Below are 17,816 nucleotides of genomic sequence, written 5' to 3'. Positions count from 1 at the left end.
AGCGCTTTTTTATACATAGATAATGGAAGAACAAAAAAGGTATGGATATTTTCCATACCTTTTTTGTTCTTTACTATTTATAAATGGAGTACTTCCATGTTTATTTTACCTAATATCACTTTAACGGGCCTTCTAGAAGCAATAAAAGCTAGTTTAATGGAACAATAAGTTTCTTAGCGTTTTCAGAGATATTCATGATAATACTATTCGAATACATTAGGCAATAAAGTCTACCATCACTGCGCCTTAGCCAATACTTCTATCAGCAATGTTTTACTCGTTGGAGTCATTGAAGAAAGGAGTAGATTGATGAATCACACAGTTAAAGAAGCACCCAAGAATGATATAGGCATTATGGCTCTATTATATATATTTAAAAATTTACTAAACATTGTTTCAAAGCTACTTAGTTTTCATAAAATATTTTTTGTTTCCGTTGGAATGGATAGACTTTAATCTCATCTGTATCTAAATTTTCATGGAATAAATGAATGGCTATAATTTGTCTACAATCGTAGGTATGATAATAATATGTTCCAGACTCCATACACATGACGCTTGTATAAATGGTATTATCTAATGCACCTTCTTCTGTTATTACTCCACCTTTAGGAACCTCGCAATTTGATAAGATATGAAATAGGGCCGATACTCCCTCTTCTTCACTATCTATACCTTGAATGTTTTGTTTGCCATATGCTGCCCGCACAAACCTTGATGGCGGGGTGAAATCCCCTGGAAGTCCCATTGAGCCTGAACCTTGACCAAAAGCACTTAATGGTAAGTTATTCCACTCAGTTGGCGCGAATGGCTGCGATTTAAGGCCAATATATTGTCTTAAATTTTGCAAATGCCAATTAAACTCCGGACTATTCGTCATCACTCCTAGTGGGTTGTCATACATTTTTAATCCTTCATTTGTCGGCTCCAGTACAATGCAATCTCCCCATTTATCCGCTAAAATCCAATGGAGTGGTGGCGTAAGTCCTAAATCCGGTAATGGTATATCCAAAAAGGTAAGGCTATCTACAGATTTCTTTAACTCTTTGACAGAATTGAATTGTGTCAGACTCCACGTCACAAAATCAAATGGGGCCAAATTCGTTTTGTTGTCATCTATGCTTTGACTATAAGTAGCGAATCCTGGAAAATAGAGTGTTGCACATGTCATACCTGCTTCATTTACTCCGTCCGCCATAATGATCCGTCCTTGATGATTAATCCCCATTCCGACCGTAGCATGTTTCGTATTAATGGTTTCACCAGTTATATTATTCCACTGGTAATGTCGAGGAATGATTATTACTTCTTGATTCATATCTAATGTGAAGTCCATCGTTCTTGCAAAAAGATGCTGACCATTTTTTGTCTGTAATGTCAAACTAGTACACATAAAGAACACCCCATTTTATAGTTTTATCTACACTTTACATAATTCTGATAAATCTGTAAATTAAAAACCTCTTTCCTTACAAAGAAAATGAGAAAGCACATATAAATTACAAATAGGTTATTTCTAGTTTATAAATAATTATATATATAGTTACAAAAGAATTATATTAAAAAGGAGCGACTTGTTACTATCGCTCCTTTTTATTTCTCTCTATATTTTATTAAAATAACAAGAAACCCTTTTTTCTCTGTGAACAGTATCCCTACATAACCCTCTTAAACATCTTCTCCAACTCATAAGTAGAATGATGTACAAGAATTGGTCTTCCGTGCGGGCATGTGTATGGGTTTGTTGTTGTACGTAGTTCTTCCAGTAAAGCAAATATTTGATCGTTCGTTAAATATTGATTTGCTTTAATGGACGCTTTACAGCTCATCATGATGGCTGCTTCTTCACGTAATTTTTTAATATCAACTTTTTTTAGTTTGACGACTTGTTCCATCATTTCGTCGATAATTTCTGTTTCTTGCCCTTTCGGGAACCATGTTGGATGTGAGCGGACGATAAAGGATTGATGACCGAATTGCTCCAAGAACAGTCCAACTTTTTTCAGTTCTTCTAGTTGCTCTTCGACACGTAAAAATTCAGTAAGAGATAGGTCAATACGGTACGGTACAAGTAGTTCTTGTACTTCTTGCGCTACTCTTCCTACTTTATCACGGAAGTATTCATAATTGATACGTTCCTGCGCGGCATGTTGGTCAATCATATATAAGCCTTTATCATTTTGAGCGAAAATATATGTTCCATGCATTTGTCCAATTGGATAAAGCGGTGGTAAATCATTACCGTTCATTTCAATCTCTTCTATTTCCTGAACTTCTGCTTCCAATTCCTCTAATTCAAAGTCTTCATCGTTACTGTTCCACGATTGCTCTTCTCGAACCCGTTCTTCCATTATCGGTTTAGTAGATGGCTGCCAACTTTGTTCTTCTCTTACGAGCGACTGTGGTGGCTGCCATTCTTGTTTCGGCGGTTGCCACAGTTGTGCTGGCTGTTTCACTGCCAGTGGTTCTTCTCGTTTTTCATCCATGCCCGTCGGTAAAATAATGTCTGGCATAGATGGCTCTTTCGGTTTTGCATGCTCAAACTGGAATTGTTCTTGCACACTTTCATCTTTTTCTTTTTTCTTCGTTGTTACACCTGCATCTGGAATGAGCTGTATTTTTTTGAATGCCGCTTGCAATGTTTCTTCGATAAGCTTTAGCAATTCTTGTTCTTTACTAAAACGAACTTCTAATTTCGCTGGATGTACGTTAACGTCAACAAGCATTGGATCCATTTCAATCGATAGGAAGCCGATTGGATATCGTCCGATTGGCAATAATGTATGGTATCCTTGCTGAATGGCTTTCATTAATACGAAATTTCGAACGTAACGGCCATTCACGATCGTTGACATATAATTTCGAGATGCTCTCGTTACTTCTGGTAATGTTACATAACCTTTAATTGTGAAATCTAAAGATTCAGCTTCAATTGGAATAAGCTTCTTCGCAACTTGAATACTGTAAATCGACGCAAGTACTTGTCTTACATCACCATTTCCTGATGTGTGAAGCAATTTCTTTTCATTATGAAACAGCTTTAACGATACTTCTGGATGTGACATTGCGATACGATACACGATATCTGTAATATTCCCAAGCTCTGTATGAATGGTTTTCATATATTTAAGACGCGCTGGTGTATTAAAGAATAAGTTTTGTACTGTAATATCTGTTCCTTTTCTGCTCGCTGTTTTCTCCTGCTTTATAATGTCTCCACCTTTAATCATAAGGTGTGTACCAGGCGCATCACCTGTGCTAGTGATTAATTCTAATTCACTAACTGAGGCAATACTCGGCAATGCCTCACCACGGAAACCGAGTGTTCTGATGCGAAACAGATCGTTTTCATCTTTAATTTTGCTCGTCGCATGTCGTTCAAAAGCGACGATACAATCTTCTTCTGCAATGCCATCTCCATTATCAATGATGCGAATTTTCGATAAACCAGCTTCTTCTAAGTGGATTTCAATAGATGTACTATTCGCATCGATAGAATTTTCCACAAGTTCTTTTACGACTGAGGCAGGGCGCTCTACTACTTCCCCTGCCGCAATTAAGTTAGAGAGTTGGTCATCGAGTTTGCGAATTTTCCCCATCTACTTACTCATCCTTTCTTTAACTTTTTCTGCAAGCGATACAGTTCGTTCATCGCCTCTAAAGGTGTCATATCAAGTAAATCAATTTTTTTAATTTGCGCAAGTACTGCCGTTTCTTTTGCATCTAGAACTGACTTGTCTTGTTTTTTTGAAGACTGTTCTCCACCAAAGAATGATAATTGCGATTCTTCCTCAGTCTCTACTTTCGTCTCTTGTATTTCTGCTGGTTCTTCTTTTACAACTACAGGTTCTGGAGCAACTTCTTGTACTGTCACTTCTGTACGCTTTGGAATAATAATTTCTTCTTGTCCTTCTAGTTGCGCTAACACTTCTTTCGCACGAGCGATTAAGCTATCTGGAAGCTCCGCAAGTTGCGCAACGTGAATTCCGTAACTTTTATCAGCTGCTCCATCTTGAATTTTATGAAGGAATACTACTTTTCCGTTCTCTTCAATAGCTGAAACGTGTACATTCTTCAATTGACCTAAACTTTCTTCTAGCACCGTCAATTCATGATAATGCGTAGAGAATAACGTTTTCGCCCCAATTTGGTCATGAATATGTTCAATGATTGCTTGTGCAAGTGCCATACCATCATACGTAGATGTACCGCGTCCAATTTCATCGAATAAAATTAAACTTCTTTCTGATGCATTTGCAATTGCATTTTTCGCTTCTAACATTTCGACCATAAATGTACTTTGACCCGAAATTAAATCATCCGCTGCACCAATTCTCGTAAAGATTTGATCAAATACAGGTAATACCGCTTCTGTTGCTGGTACGAAACAGCCTATTTGCGACATAACAGTTACAAGTGCTAATTGTCTCATATACGTACTTTTACCAGACATATTCGGTCCTGTAATTAAAAAGACATCCATCTTCTCCGGCATAATACAATCATTCGGTACATACAATTTCCCGTTCAATACTTTTTCAACGACAGGATGACGACCATCTTTAATAAAGATTTCGCGCTTAGTTGTTAAAACAGGTTTTACAAACTGTTCTTCTTCACTAACTGTCGCGAAACTTTGCAGTACGTCTAATTCACTAATTACTTTCGCTAAATGCTGTAATTTCGGAATAAATACTTTTACTTCTTCACGAAGCGCTGTAAATAAATCGTATTCTAGTTGTACAATTTTTTCTTCTGCTTCTAAGATTAACGTTTCTTTTTCTTTCAGCTCATCTGTTATGAAACGTTCAGCATTAGCAAGTGTTTGTTTACGCTCATAGCGGCCTTCTGGTAATGCTGCAAGGTTCGCTTTCGTTACTTCAATGTAATAACCGAAAATACGGTTGTACCCGATTTTTAATGATTTAACTCCTGTAATATCACGCTCTCGTTTTTCAAGCTCAGCGATCCACGTTTTTCCATTTTTACTAACGTAACGATATTGATCAAGCTTGTCATTATAACCGTCTTTAATAATATCTCCATCTTTAATAGAAAGCGGTGGGTTTTCTTGAATACTTCTTCCTAGTAATTCAGTTAAGCTCTCACATGGATCCGCACCTTGAATTAACCTTGCTGCATAAGCATTATCTAACAAACTAATCGCTTCTAAAATAGCTGGTACTTGAAGTAAAGATCGTCTTAACTGTAATAAGTCCCGTGCATTCACATTACCAAATGCAACTTTCCCTGCTAAACGTTCTAAATCATATACTTCTTTTAATTTTTCTTTTAAATCTTCACGTAAGAAGTAATCATTTACAAATGTTTCAACCATTTCTAAACGCTCTTCTACTTTTTCTTTTTGGATCAGTGGACGTTCCATCCACTGTTTTAACATGCGACCGCCCATAGCTGTTTTCGTTTTATCTAATAGCCATAGTAATGATCCTGTTTTTTCTTTCGTTCGAAGTGTTTCTGTCAGCTCTAGATTTCGCTTTGAATGCACATCAATTTTCATAAACTGGTTTGTATAATAAATTTCCACTGGTTGCAAATGGTCTAACGAACGTTTTTGCGTTCTTATCACATAGTTAAATAAGCGTCCAACTGCTTTAATTAACTTTGCTTGTGAAACGTTTTTCACAAGATGTTCTAATCCCTCTGGAATCGTTGTTGCATCTTCATACGAAATCGTCATTTTTAATGTTGCAGTTAATTTATTTAATTCATCTTTCGAAAATGTAGAATCTACAACAATTTCTTTTGAACCAGTTGCATACACTTCTAATAAAATATCTTCTACTGAACCTGTTAACAACGTTACTGTATTTTGTCCAGTCGTTAAATCATTACAAGCTAAAGCATACGATCCATCTTCAAAATGTGTTAATGCTGCTAAGAAGTTATTTTCTTTCTCATCAATCGTACGCCCTTCCATCATCGTTCCTGGCGTAATGAGTTGTACGACTTCACGGCGCACTACACCTTTAGCTGTTTTTGGATCTTCCACTTGCTCACAAACAGCTACTTTATATCCTTTTTCAACAAGTTGCTCAATATAATTTTTAGCTGCATGATGTGGTACACCGCACATCGGTATACGATCACTACTACCACCATCTCGGCTCGTTAATGTAATTTCAAGTTCATGAGCTGCTTTAACCGCATCTTCAAAGAACATTTCATAAAAATCACCTAATCGGAAAAATAAAAAGGCATCTTGATAGTCTGCCTTAACCTTTAAATATTGCTGTATCATAGGCGTATATTGCGTCATACTTATCCTCCATAATTCTTACATAATAATCTATATTCATATATGTCACACTTCACGGACATCCATATCTCCTATTTCAGGAGTCTTTCTTCATTATAGCACATTTCATAAGGAATCATGGTCATTCAAGCACTACTTATGTAAAGTAAAAAGCTAGGAAGAACTTCTCCCTAGCTTTCTATTACTCTTCTTCTGCATCAACGATAAAGTTCGGATCTAATTCTTCAAACTCATCATCATCGATTTGGAAATCTTCGTCTGATTCTACACACCCTTCAGGATTTACACTTACACAAATTTTCGTTTCGCCAACTACTTCTGTTACAAATTCACGTTCTACAGTCACAACGATTTTATTACCATTTGGTGATACAAGAGCTTCTAAACAATTTGGTGGCTGAATGACACGAGCAATAATTTCTAAATCATCACCAGAAAAGTTTTTATCACGATACCCAATACTCACTTCATCAGTGTAGTTCACACGTTCTGTTACAACTTCTGTCTTTGTATTACCATCAAACGAATACCAAGTGTTCACATCATAGAAACCTTCAATTTCCACATGCTTTCCATTCTTTCTTGCTTCGTACGAGTGGTTAATTACCCAGCACCCTAAAATACTTGTTGGCTCATTATTCGATTCACATGTATGCGTTGACTTTGTATACTTACGTCCTTTTCCAACCACTGCTTTTGTAATAATCTCTCTAAATTCGGACATTCGTAACCCTCCTCAATCACTATTCACTTAATCATATGCGTGACAATAGCGGAATGTGTCATTCTTTTTTCGAGAAGAACTTACGTTTAACCTACTAAAAAAAGAGATGTCAATTCGACATCTCTTTAACAACCACAATTTCCTTTTTTACTTTCTACCTCTGCGCCCGTTTCACCCTTCAATACATCACCATTAGTTGAAATTAATATTTCATCTGTTACGTTGTTAGAAATCGTACTGGCAACTAGCTGTAGTAAGTCATTTACATATGTTTGTGAAGATTTAAATTCTTGTACAACTGGGATACTATCCAACTTATCTTGCAATGCATCAATTTCAGCTTCTACTTTTTTCAAAGCTTCCCATTTCCCGTAATGCTGCAAGTTTACCGCTTGCTTTTGCAGTGCTTTAATTTCATCAATTGCGCGCTTTACATTTTCATTTTTATGAATTTGCGCCTCTGCTTTCTTAAAGAAATCAACTTCTTCTGTTTCAGAAATCATTTTTGCTAATTCTTTCGCTTGCTCAACAATGTCATCTTTCGTATATACTTTCATCTATTATTCCACCTCAATCGGCTCTTCAACTAATTCTCCGTTAAGAGACCAAGTTTTCGCATCCGTTACTTTTACTTTCACTAGCTGACCAATTAAAGATTTTGGCGCAACGAAGTTTACAAGTTTATTCGTACGAGTATAACCTGCAAGTACTTCCGTGTTATTTTTACTTTCCCCATCAACTAACACTTCTACAATTTGACCTTTATAACGATCATTCTTTTCAACTGCCAATTTATTTACTAATGTATTTAAGCGTTGAAGACGTTCTTTCTTCACTTCCATCGGTACATTATCTTTCATCTTCGCAGCTGGTGTACCTTCGCGCGGAGAATAAATAAAGGTAAAGGCAGTATCAAATCCTACTTCACGATATAACGACATCGTTTCTTCAAATTGCTCATCAGTTTCATTTGGGAAACCGACGATAATATCAGTCGTTAATACCGCGTTTGGAATTGCTTCTTTAATTTTTCTTACAAGCTCTAAATAATGCTCACGTGAATATTTACGCGCCATAATTTTCAACATCTCTGTGCTTCCAGATTGAACTGGTAAGTGAATATGTTCTACTAAGTTTCCACCTTTTCCAAGCACTTCAATTAAGTGATCATCGAAATCGCGTGGATGGCTCGTTGTAAAACGAATACGGGCAATATCAACTTTACGGAGTTCGTCCATTAAATCGCCAAGTCCGTATTCAAAATCTTCAAAGTCTTTACCATATGCATTTACGTTCTGTCCAAGTAACGTAATTTCTTTATAACCATTCGCAGCTAAATGGCGGATTTCTTGGATAATGTCTTCTGGACGTCTGCTTCGCTCTTTTCCACGTGTATACGGCACAATACAATATGTACAGAACTTATCACAGCCATACATAATATTTACCCAAGCTTTAATATCGCCACGGCGTACTTTCGGAAGGTTTTCAATTACATCCCCTTCTTTTGACCAAACTTCAACTACCGTCTCCTTCGAAAACATTGCATCCTTTAGAATGTACGGTAATCTATGAATATTATGCGTTCCAAACACCATATCTACATGCTGATTTTTTTGCATAATTTTATTTACAACAGATTCTTCTTGCGACATACAACCACATACACCAATTAAAAGGTCCGGATTTCTTCGTTTTAATGACTTTAAATGACCTAGTTCACCGAACACTTTATTTTCAGCATTTTCACGAATGGCACAAGTATTTAATAACACTACATCTGCATCTTCAGTTGAAAAGGTTGGCTCATATCCAAGTGCGGTAAAAATCCCCGCCATTACTTCCGTATCATGTTCATTCATTTGACAACCATATGTACGAATATAGAACTTTCTTCCTGTACCAAAATTGCGAAATTCTTCAGGTAAGCCAAAATCCCGTTCAATTTTAACTTCTTCTTTCCCTCGTTTTTTCGCGTCTTTTAAGGAAGGTGGTTGGTATACACTTTCAAAGTATTTACTATAATCTTTCTCTTCTTTTTTCGTAGAGGAATTTGCTTGTTGACTTGCTAATCGTTGTTGCTCGTTCATCGGTAATCTCCTTTCACCCTTAACTATACACATTCTATAGTCCATTTTAATGCGCTTTGACTCACCTCAAAAATGGTTAGATAGCTTGAGAGATAACTTGTCCTTTGAAACTTGAGTAATCAATCTAATCATTCATAAGAATGAAGTCTTCCCCACACACAAATAGACATTCCCTTTTAACATTTCTTTTTGTCCTACCCAAAAGCATATTGCTTTATCCTTATAAACATTACCATAGTATGAAGCGTTTCGCCAATTTTAACAAGAAAGAGGCTCTGTTTGGATCTTACATTTCATATACAATGAACTCACCATTTTCATACAACGATTTATATATTATTTTACCATTCTGAATTTTCTAAGTAAATAAGACTACCTTATATTTTTCTCATAAAAAAAGGTTGCCACATGGCAACCTCCTCTTCTTATATTACATAAATTCAGCAACAAGTTCATCAAACATTTTCTGATCCATATTTAAATCAGCTTGCACTAAAGGCTTCTCGCTATAGCCTTTTACAAGTTCTTGGTATGAAGGTTGCGCTGTATTTTGATAAATTAAACCTGTTACTAATCCGTTATTTTCCATTAACGTTTGCATAGCCATCATGCGATTAGACGGATCATATCCCTCTACTGTACTTAGTTTTGTTAAATTCTCTTTAAACCAATCGTAAGTATTTACTTTATTGTAAGTAACACATGGGCTGTATACGTTAATTAATGAAAATCCTTTATGGTTAATACCAGCTTCAATAATTTGTGTTAATTCTTTTAAATCACTTGAAAAGCTTTGCGCCACAAATGTCGCACCAGCTGTTAAAGCCATTTCCATAACATTTAGTGATGGCTCAATTGAACCTTGTGGTGTGCTCTTCGTTTTAAATCCAGCTTCACTACGTGGTGAAGTTTGCCCTTTTGTTAATCCGTAAATTTGGTTATCCATTACGATGTACGTAATGTCGATGTTACGACGAATAGAATGGATTGTATGTCCCATACCAATCGCAAATCCATCACCATCGCCACCTGATGCGATAACTGTTAAATCACGATTTGCCATTTTTACACCTTGTGCAATTGGAAGGGCACGACCATGAATACTATGCACACCATATGAATTAATATAACCTGAAATACGACCTGAACAGCCGATACCAGAAATAACAGCAAGTTCATCTGGATTTAAGCCAACGTTAGCTGCCGCACGTTGAATTGCAGCTTGCACCGAGAAGTCTCCGCAACCTGGGCACCAGTTTGGTTTTACACTGTTACGAAAGTCCTTAAATGTTGCCATTTAATACAACCCCTTTTTTGCATTCGTTGTAAATCTCTTTCGGCAAGAATGGGTTCCCATCATATTTTAAAAGACTAGAAATTTTCTCACCGCTACCAAGATTCATTTTCATAATGTTAGCAAGCTGACCTGTTGCGTTGTTTTCTACCACTACAACACGCTTCGCATTTTTCACAAGTGGATCGATTTCAGCTGTTGGGAATGGGTGAATTAAACGCACATGAGCATGGTTTACTTTCATACCCTCTTGTTCTAAGCGCTCCATTGCTTCTTCGATCGCACCACGAGTTGAGTTAAATCCAACAAGCAATACGTCTGCTTCTTCATGCTTAACATTTTTATAAACAGGGGTATTAAACTTCAAGTTCTCCATTTTACGGAAACGTTTGTCCATTTGATCTTTACGGTTTATTGCTGATTCAGATGGTTTACCAGTTTCATCATGTTCTACACCTGTAACATGGTGAACACCATTTTTCATACCAGGTAAAACACGTGGTGAAACGCCATCTTCTGTTACTTCATAACGCTTGAAGTATGCTTTATTTTCACGTTCTGGTAATTCCGCTTCTAAATCAAGCTTACCGCGACGAATTTCCACTTTATCTAACGTAAGCGGTTCTACCGTTTGTTTTCCTAAAGAAAGCTGTAAATCTGTTAAGAAAATAACAGGAACTTGATATTCTTCAGCTAGGTTAAATGCTTCTACAATATCATAGAAAGCTTCTTCAACTGTACTTGGCGCCATTACGATTTTTGGAATCTCACCGTGCGTACCGTAAATCATCGCCATTAAATCAGACTGCTCTTGTTTCGTTGGTAATCCTGTACTTGGACCACCACGTTGTGTATCAACAATTACTAATGGTGTTTCTGTAATACCTGCTAAACCAATCGCTTCCATCATTAAAGATAGACCCGGACCAGCAGATGCAGTTAATGTACGAACACCAGCATAGTTTGCACCGATTGCCATTGTACAAGCTGCGATTTCATCCTCAGTTTGGATTACTGTTCCGCCAACTTTCGGCAATTTTTTAATTAAGTATTCCATAATTTCAGATGCAGGTGTAATTGGATATGCTGACATAAAGCGAGCACCACCAGCTACCGCACCAAATGCGATTGCATCGTTTCCAATCATAAACATGCGTTTCTTACCGTCAGCTTTTTCAAGCTGCATCATGTTTACTTTCTCACCTAGTAATTCTTTCATATATTGAGAGCCGCGCTTAATAGCGTCCATATTCTTTTGAACAACTTGCTCTCCTTTACGACCAAATATTTCTTCAACAACATCTAAATAAGCTGTTTCATCTAATCCTAATACCGCACTTGATGCCCCAACAGCAACCATGTTTTTCATTAATGATGTGCCTAATTCTGAAGCAATATCTGTAAACGGTATCACATATAGATTTACATCTGTATTATCAGGTATTGTCGGATTAAATTTCGCATCCGCAACTACAATTCCACCTGGACGTAGTTCGTGGAAGTTAAAATCAATAGTTTCTTGATCAAAAGCAATTAAAATATCTAAATCATCTGAGATCGCGCGTACTTCTGTTGTACTTACACGAATTTTATTATTTGTATGGCCGCCTTTAATACGTGATGAGAAGTGGCGGTAACCGTATAGGTAATATCCTAATCGGTTTAATGCAATACAGAAGATTTCTCCTGTACTTTCAATTCCTTCACCTTGTTGGCCTCCAACTTTCCATGAAAGTTGACTAATCATCTCCTACACCCCTTTTGGCTGCATTCATTGTAGTGTATTTTTTTACAGTAATAGTTTAGCATTTTTTATACAAATAAACTACAACGGACGCAAATTATGCCTCTTCTGATTTCCCTGAATCTTTAGTATAAAGCTATTTTGTTTTTCATTCTAGTATTAGGTCTTAAAAAAAGCAATACTATCAAATGAATTAATTCTAATTTTTCTGGATTTTTAAACCAAAAATCTTAAAAGCTTATATGTTCCACAAAATTATCATATAAAAATCGCTCTACAGTAGATGCTGCATAGTGTTTACAAAGCTCATTCGTTACATTTTCGTATTCTCTATACGCTGATACATTTACAACTGTTTCTAAAATTCCATCAAAATCCGAACCAAATCCTATATTGTTCTCTCCACCTAATGAACAAATATATTCGACATGGTTTACTATATCCGCTATATTCGCTTGTTTTTCACTTGTTAGAAACTGTGGTACAAAAGTAACACCGATCATGCTATTTCGCTTTATAAGAGCTCTAAGTTGTTCATCTTTTAAATTACGTGGGTGCTGACAAAGTTTCATACAATTTGAATGGGAGGCAATAGGATTTTTTGCAATTTCTATCACATCCCAAAAGCTTCTTTCATTCAGATGAGACATATCAGTCCATACATGTAACGTATTAAGTTCTTGTACAACATGTTCACCAAAGGTCGTTAAACCCGCCCCACGTGTCTCTAGCGCACCATCAGCTAATAAATTGGCATAATTCCATGTTAGTCCAAAAGAACGTACTCCTAGACGATAAAGCAACCGTAATTTCATTGCATCTTTTCCAATTGCTTCGCATCCTTCTAGTGTTAATATCGCTCCAATCTCGTCCTGTTTTAACATGTTAATATCATCTTTTGTCCGAATAAACTTCACACCCGGTAATGATAAAATTTCATTATAAAAAATATCTACCATTTGTAATGCCGCTTCAAAGCGTTTTTCATATAGCACCGTTTCTGGCACATATATAGCAAAACATTGTATACTCCCTTTTCTTGTCTTTAATTGTTCAAATGTAATATGTAATTGCGGATCGTTTTTAAAATCCTTTTTCCCCTGTGCACTCCATAACTGAAAGAGTACATCACAATGAGCATCAAAAATTTTCATTTCCATTCCTCCATTATAAAAACAACCTGTTTGCATACTGCAAACAGGTTGTTTAAACTTAACGAGGTTCTACAATTAATTTTATTGCTGTACGCTCTTCCCCATCAATCATAATATCCGTGAACGCTGGGATACAAATCAGGTCCAAACCACTAGGCGCTACAAATCCTCTTGCAATTGCTACTGCCTTTACCGCTTGGTTCAATGCACCTGCACCAATGGCTTGAATTTCTGCTGTTCCGCGTTCGCGAATAACACCTGCAAGTGCACCAGCTACAGAATTAGGGACCGACGTTGCTTTAACTTTTAATATTTCCATTCCGCGTTTCCTCCTCGTTTCTATAAAAAGTATTAGCAATTATTTCACTTTAACTTATATTCACGAGGAATGACGCGTATTCCTGCTAAATTTCTGTAATTTTTCTAAAAAATTAAAAAATAATAACTTTTCTAAATTTTATCCAGGAATTACTCAAAAAATGGCTGATCATCATTAATTAAGATACGCTGAATTTTCTTAGCTTTTCCTGTATTAGGATCCACATCAACTAGCACTGCACTTAATTGTGTTCTACCACTTGTCACTTCAAATCGTACTGGTAAGTTTGTTAAAAACTTCTTCAATACCGCTTCTCGATCCATACCTAAAATCCCATCGTAAGGCCCTGTCATACCAACATCTGTGATATATGCGGTTCCGCTTGGTAAAATACGATTATCTGCTGTAGGAACATGTGTATGTGTACCTACTACAGCTGTAGCACGACCATCTACATACCAACCTAACGCTTGTTTTTCACTTGTAGTTTCCGCATGAAAATCAATAAAGATAATATTCGTACGTTTTTTTGCAATGTTAATTAATTCATCCACTTTACGGAATGGGCAATCAATTGGAGGAAGGAATGTACGTCCTTGTAAGTTAATAACTGCAACTTCTGTTCCATTACAGTTCACAAAGATGAGCCCTTTTCCTGGAGTTCCTTCTGGGAAGTTAGCTGGTCTTGCAAGATATTTTGCATCATCAATAAATTCAAATACTTCACGGTTATCCCAAGCGTGGTTTCCAAGTGTAACCGCTTGTGCCCCGCATTCTAAAAAGTTTCGATATATTTTTTCCGTAATTCCACGTCCACCTGCTGCATTTTCTCCATTAATAATGGTTACTGTAGGTGTATATTTTTTCTTTAATGCCGGTACGTATTGTTGAATCATACCTCTACCAGGAGATCCTACTACATCCCCAACAAATAATATTCTCATATGTCTTACCCTTCCTATGTACTACATTTTTTATTACTATAGCTTCAAGTGATTCCCTTACAATATATGTATTATAAGTTTGTTTCACTTGTATGCTAATTTCCTTTATTTTAACCAATTCCAACACAAAAAAATAAAGTGGTGTTTCACCACTTTATTTTGCGTATTCCACTGCACGTGTTTCACGAATAACAGTTACTTTAATATGTCCTGGGTAATCCAGTTCATTTTCAATACGTTTTCGAATATCACGAGCTAAACGATGAGCTTCTAAATCATCAATTGTATCTGGTTTTACCAGAATACGAACTTCTCGTCCTGCTTGAATTGCGAAAGATTTTTCTACGCCTTCATAAGACTCTGAAATCTCTTCTAACTTTTCAAGACGACGAATATAGTTCTCAAGTGTTTCACTACGAGCTCCAGGTCTTGCAGCTGATAATGCATCTGCTGCTGCAACTAAAACTGCAATGATAGAAGTTGGTTCTGTGTCCCCATGGTGAGATGCAATACTGTTTATAACTACAGGATGCTCTTTATACTTCGTTGCGAGTTCGACACCAATTTCAACGTGGCTACCTTCTACTTCATGATCAATCGCTTTACCGATATCATGTAATAGACCAGCACGTCTTGCTAGTTTTTCATCCTCACCAAGCTCCGCTGCCATAAGTCCAGTTAAATATGCAACTTCCATAGAGTGTTTTAAGACGTTTTGTCCGTAACTTGTACGGTATTTCAGACGGCCTAAAATCTTAATTAAATCTGGATGTAATCCGTGAACACCCACTTCAAACGTTGTTTGCTCTCCGACTTCGCGGATATACTCGTCCACTTCACGTCTTGATTTTTCGACCATCTCTTCAATACGCGCTGGGTGAATACGTCCGTCCTGTACTAGTTTATCAAGAGCGATACGAGCTGTTTCACGACGAATTGGGTCAAATCCGGAAAGGATAACCGCTTCTGGTGTATCATCGATAATTAGGTCAATACCTGTTAACGTTTCTAACGTACGAATATTTCGACCTTCACGTCCGATAATACGTCCCTTCATTTCGTCATTTGGAAGATTTACAACCGAAACGGTTGTTTCAGCAACATGATCAGCTGCACATCTTTGCATTGCAAGAGATAAGATTTCTTTTGCTTTCTTATCCGCTTCTTCTTTCGCACGAACTTCACTTTCTTTTACCATTACGGCAATTTCATGAGAAACTTCACTTTCTACTTTACCAAGAATAATTGCTTTCGCTTGTTCGCGTGTCAGATTGGAAATGCGCTCTAATTCTGTTTGTTGCTTTTGAACTAACTCTCCCACTTTGCTTTCCAACTCTTCAATCTGTTGTTGTCTCGCTACAAGAGAATCCTCTTTCTTTTCTAACTGTAGCTCGCGTTTATCGAGCGTTTCGTCTTTACGATCAAGGTTCTCTTCTTTTTGCATTAAACGATTTTCTTGTTTTTGTAATTCGCTTCTACGGTCACGAATTTCTAATTCAGCTTCTGTACGAAGTGTATGAATTTCATCCTTTGCTTCTAAAAGCGCTTCTTTCTTAAGTGCTTCAGCCTCACGATTCGCTTCGTCTATAATACGTTTCGCTTCATTAGCTGCACCATTAATCTTCGCTTCAGCAATAGACTTTCGAACAAAAAAGCCAACAACTGCACCGACTGTTGCAAGCAAAATGGAGATGAGTATCCAAACTGTAGTACTACTCATGATTTCACCTCCCCTTGCTATGAATGAAAAAAGACTGTCGGCATGTACATTGAATACCAACATACAGCAAAGACCGTCGTCCCGCTTTTTTAAGGGACTTTCTTCATTTCACAATTAAAATGTCATATTATTATTTCGGCAAGATTTAAGTCTTACTCCGAATATTACTTCTCTTCTTGAGAAGAGTATTTCGTATATAAGAAAAAATATACATTCTCATTGTATCTATCGCAATTTTCATTGTCAAGCGTTGTCTACTTTTACTTTCTTTACCTTCAGCTCTAATTCATATATGAATTTAAAAAGAAGACAGCATATTATCCTGGAAAACCTTAGTAAATTCCAGTTTATTCATACAAAACATGCATATATCCCTCTTTATACATAATCTTTTAGGCAAATTAAATATTTTATCTCCAACGATATACAACGCTTTCATAATGATTAAAAATAAAAGACACGGAATCGTGTCTTTTATTTTTAATCTTGAAGAGTTGAATCTTCCGTGTCTTCCGCACCAGAGTCTTCACCAATTCCGTGATGGTCACGAACAAAGAAGGCAATTTCCTCTCTTAAATCCGTATTCTCTTTTAAGAATTGCTTCGAATTTTCACGACCTTGCCCTAAACGCTCTTCATTATAAGAGTACCAAGCACCACTCTTTTGAACGATATCAAGTTCAGAAGCCATATCTAAGATTTCACCTTCTCTTGAAATACCTTCTCCGTACATAATATCAACTTCAGCAACACGGAATGGTGGTGCCACTTTATTTTTAACTACTTTTACTTTTGTTTTATTACCAACGATGTCGTTACCTTGCTTTAATTGCTCCGCACGACGTACTTCAAGACGAACTGTTGAATAGAATTTCAACGCACGACCACCTGGAGTTGTTTCTGGGTTCCCGAACATAACCCCAACTTTTTCACGAATTTGGTTGATAAAGATTGCGATTGTTTTTGATTTATTGATTGCACCTGATAGCTTACGAAGTGCTTGAGACATTAAACGCGCTTGTAAACCTACGTGTGAGTCACCCATGTCTCCTTCAATCTCAGCTTTCGGCACAAGAGCTGCTACAGAGTCAATTACGATAATATCAACCGCACCACTTCGTACAAGTGCTTCTGCGATTTCTAAACCTTGCTCCCCTGTATCAGGTTGTGATAATAGTAATTCATCTATGTTAACGCCTAATTTTTGTGCATATACAGGATCCATCGCATGCTCCGCATCAATGAACGCCGCTTGTCCACCTTGACGCTGTACTTCAGCGATTGCGTGTAATGAAACTGTTGTTTTACCTGAACTTTCAGGTCCGTAAATTTCAATAATACGGCCACGTGGGTATCCGCCTACCCCTAGTGCCACATCAAGTGCTAAAGAACCACTTGAAATTGTAGAAATTCTACGCTCCGCTTGTTCTCCTAATTTCATAATTGAACCTTTACCAAATTGCTTCTCTATTTGTTTTAACGCCATATCTAATGCCGCTTGACGATCACTCATTCAAAATTCCTCCTTAACTGAATTGCTAATCTTAT

13 protein-coding genes are annotated in these 17,816 nt (G+C 36.9%); all 13 read right to left on the bottom strand.

Translation table 11 applies throughout. From position 1 onward, the window contains the following. Positions 1–406 precede the first annotated feature (406 nt). Positions 407–1,393, bottom strand: coding sequence for a choloylglycine hydrolase family protein (locus KVT31_RS04655; RefSeq protein ID WP_088097459.1), 987 nt, complete (start codon positions 1,391–1,393; stop codon positions 407–409). Positions 1,394–1,655: 262 nt separating this feature from the next. Next, positions 1,656–3,599 carry a DNA mismatch repair endonuclease MutL gene (gene mutL / locus KVT31_RS04650; protein ID WP_088097460.1) on the bottom strand — a complete coding sequence of 648 codons (1,944 nt, stop codon included), beginning with the start codon at positions 3,597–3,599 and terminating at the stop codon, positions 1,656–1,658. Between the two features lie 8 nt (positions 3,600–3,607). Continuing rightward, positions 3,608–6,280: a DNA mismatch repair protein MutS gene (mutS, locus tag KVT31_RS04645; protein ID WP_088097461.1), complete on the bottom strand. Its 2,673-nt coding sequence runs from the start codon at positions 6,278–6,280 to the stop codon at positions 3,608–3,610. 181 nt (positions 6,281–6,461) lie between these two features. Further along, positions 6,462–7,004, bottom strand: coding sequence for an outer spore coat protein CotE (gene cotE, locus KVT31_RS04640; protein ID WP_001288800.1), 543 nt, complete (start codon positions 7,002–7,004; stop codon positions 6,462–6,464). A gap of 125 nt (positions 7,005–7,129) precedes the next feature. Beyond that, a complete protein-coding gene (locus KVT31_RS04635; RefSeq protein ID WP_000870464.1) occupies positions 7,130–7,561 on the bottom strand; it encodes a YlbF/YmcA family competence regulator in 432 nt (143 codons plus the stop codon). 3 nt (positions 7,562–7,564) lie between these two features. Further along, entirely contained in the window at positions 7,565–9,094 is a 1,530-nt protein-coding gene (miaB, locus tag KVT31_RS04630; RefSeq protein ID WP_088097462.1) for a tRNA (N6-isopentenyl adenosine(37)-C2)-methylthiotransferase MiaB, read from the bottom strand. A gap of 430 nt (positions 9,095–9,524) precedes the next feature. Continuing rightward, positions 9,525–10,391, bottom strand: coding sequence for a 2-oxoacid:ferredoxin oxidoreductase subunit beta (locus tag KVT31_RS04625; protein ID WP_000190158.1), 867 nt, complete (start codon positions 10,389–10,391; stop codon positions 9,525–9,527). Then, positions 10,378–12,135 carry a 2-oxoacid:acceptor oxidoreductase subunit alpha gene (locus KVT31_RS04620; RefSeq protein ID WP_088097463.1) on the bottom strand — a complete coding sequence of 586 codons (1,758 nt, stop codon included), beginning with the start codon at positions 12,133–12,135 and terminating at the stop codon, positions 10,378–10,380. The genes KVT31_RS04625 and KVT31_RS04620 overlap by 14 nt, the downstream gene beginning before the upstream one ends. A gap of 227 nt (positions 12,136–12,362) precedes the next feature. Next, on the bottom strand, positions 12,363–13,286 hold the full coding sequence (locus tag KVT31_RS04615) for a dipeptidase (RefSeq protein ID WP_088097464.1): 924 nt from the start codon (positions 13,284–13,286) through the stop codon (positions 12,363–12,365). A gap of 58 nt (positions 13,287–13,344) precedes the next feature. Further along, positions 13,345–13,605, bottom strand: a complete 261-nt coding sequence (gene spoVS / locus KVT31_RS04610) for a stage V sporulation protein SpoVS (RefSeq protein ID WP_000404341.1) — start codon at positions 13,603–13,605, stop codon at positions 13,345–13,347. Positions 13,606–13,754: 149 nt separating this feature from the next. Then, positions 13,755–14,549: a TIGR00282 family metallophosphoesterase gene (locus tag KVT31_RS04605; protein ID WP_001221093.1), complete on the bottom strand. Its 795-nt coding sequence runs from the start codon at positions 14,547–14,549 to the stop codon at positions 13,755–13,757. Positions 14,550–14,703: 154 nt separating this feature from the next. Beyond that, a complete protein-coding gene (rny, locus tag KVT31_RS04600) occupies positions 14,704–16,269 on the bottom strand; it encodes a ribonuclease Y (RefSeq protein ID WP_016086643.1) in 1,566 nt (521 codons plus the stop codon). A gap of 480 nt (positions 16,270–16,749) precedes the next feature. Continuing rightward, positions 16,750–17,781, bottom strand: coding sequence for a recombinase RecA (gene recA / locus KVT31_RS04595; protein WP_088097465.1), 1,032 nt, complete (start codon positions 17,779–17,781; stop codon positions 16,750–16,752). Positions 17,782–17,816: the final 35 nt, after the last annotated feature.

The sequence above is a fragment of the Bacillus sp. GbtcB14 genome, from assembly GCF_019091205.1.
Lineage (GTDB): Bacteria > Bacillota > Bacilli > Bacillales > Bacillaceae_G > Bacillus_A > Bacillus_A cereus_AG.
The sequence above is the reverse complement of the archived record's forward strand: the minus strand, read 5'-3'. Positions and strand labels throughout refer to the sequence as shown.

Bases quoted from the DNA above. Each gene is read 5' to 3' on its own strand.
- rny (WP_016086643.1), bottom strand. From the start codon at position 16,269: ATGAGTAGTACTACAGTTTGGATACTCATCTCCATTTTGCTTGCAACA.
- cotE (WP_001288800.1), bottom strand. From the start codon at position 7,004: ATGTCCGAATTTAGAGAGATTATTACAAAAGCAGTGGTTGGAAAAGGA.
- KVT31_RS04625 (WP_000190158.1), bottom strand. From the start codon at position 10,391: ATGGCAACATTTAAGGACTTTCGTAACAGTGTAAAACCAAACTGGTGC.
- spoVS (WP_000404341.1), bottom strand. From the start codon at position 13,605: ATGGAAATATTAAAAGTTAAAGCAACGTCGGTCCCTAATTCTGTAGCT.
- KVT31_RS04635 (WP_000870464.1), bottom strand. From the start codon at position 7,561: ATGAAAGTATATACGAAAGATGACATTGTTGAGCAAGCGAAAGAATTA.
- mutS (WP_088097461.1), bottom strand. From the start codon at position 6,280: ATGACGCAATATACGCCTATGATACAGCAATATTTAAAGGTTAAGGCA.
- KVT31_RS04615 (WP_088097464.1), bottom strand. From the start codon at position 13,286: ATGAAAATTTTTGATGCTCATTGTGATGTACTCTTTCAGTTATGGAGT.
- miaB (WP_088097462.1), bottom strand. From the start codon at position 9,094: ATGAACGAGCAACAACGATTAGCAAGTCAACAAGCAAATTCCTCTACG.
- KVT31_RS04620 (WP_088097463.1), bottom strand. From the start codon at position 12,135: ATGATTAGTCAACTTTCATGGAAAGTTGGAGGCCAACAAGGTGAAGGA.
- KVT31_RS04655 (WP_088097459.1), bottom strand. From the start codon at position 1,393: ATGTGTACTAGTTTGACATTACAGACAAAAAATGGTCAGCATCTTTTT.
- KVT31_RS04605 (WP_001221093.1), bottom strand. From the start codon at position 14,549: ATGAGAATATTATTTGTTGGGGATGTAGTAGGATCTCCTGGTAGAGGT.
- mutL (WP_088097460.1), bottom strand. From the start codon at position 3,599: ATGGGGAAAATTCGCAAACTCGATGACCAACTCTCTAACTTAATTGCG.
- recA (WP_088097465.1), bottom strand. From the start codon at position 17,781: ATGAGTGATCGTCAAGCGGCATTAGATATGGCGTTAAAACAAATAGAG.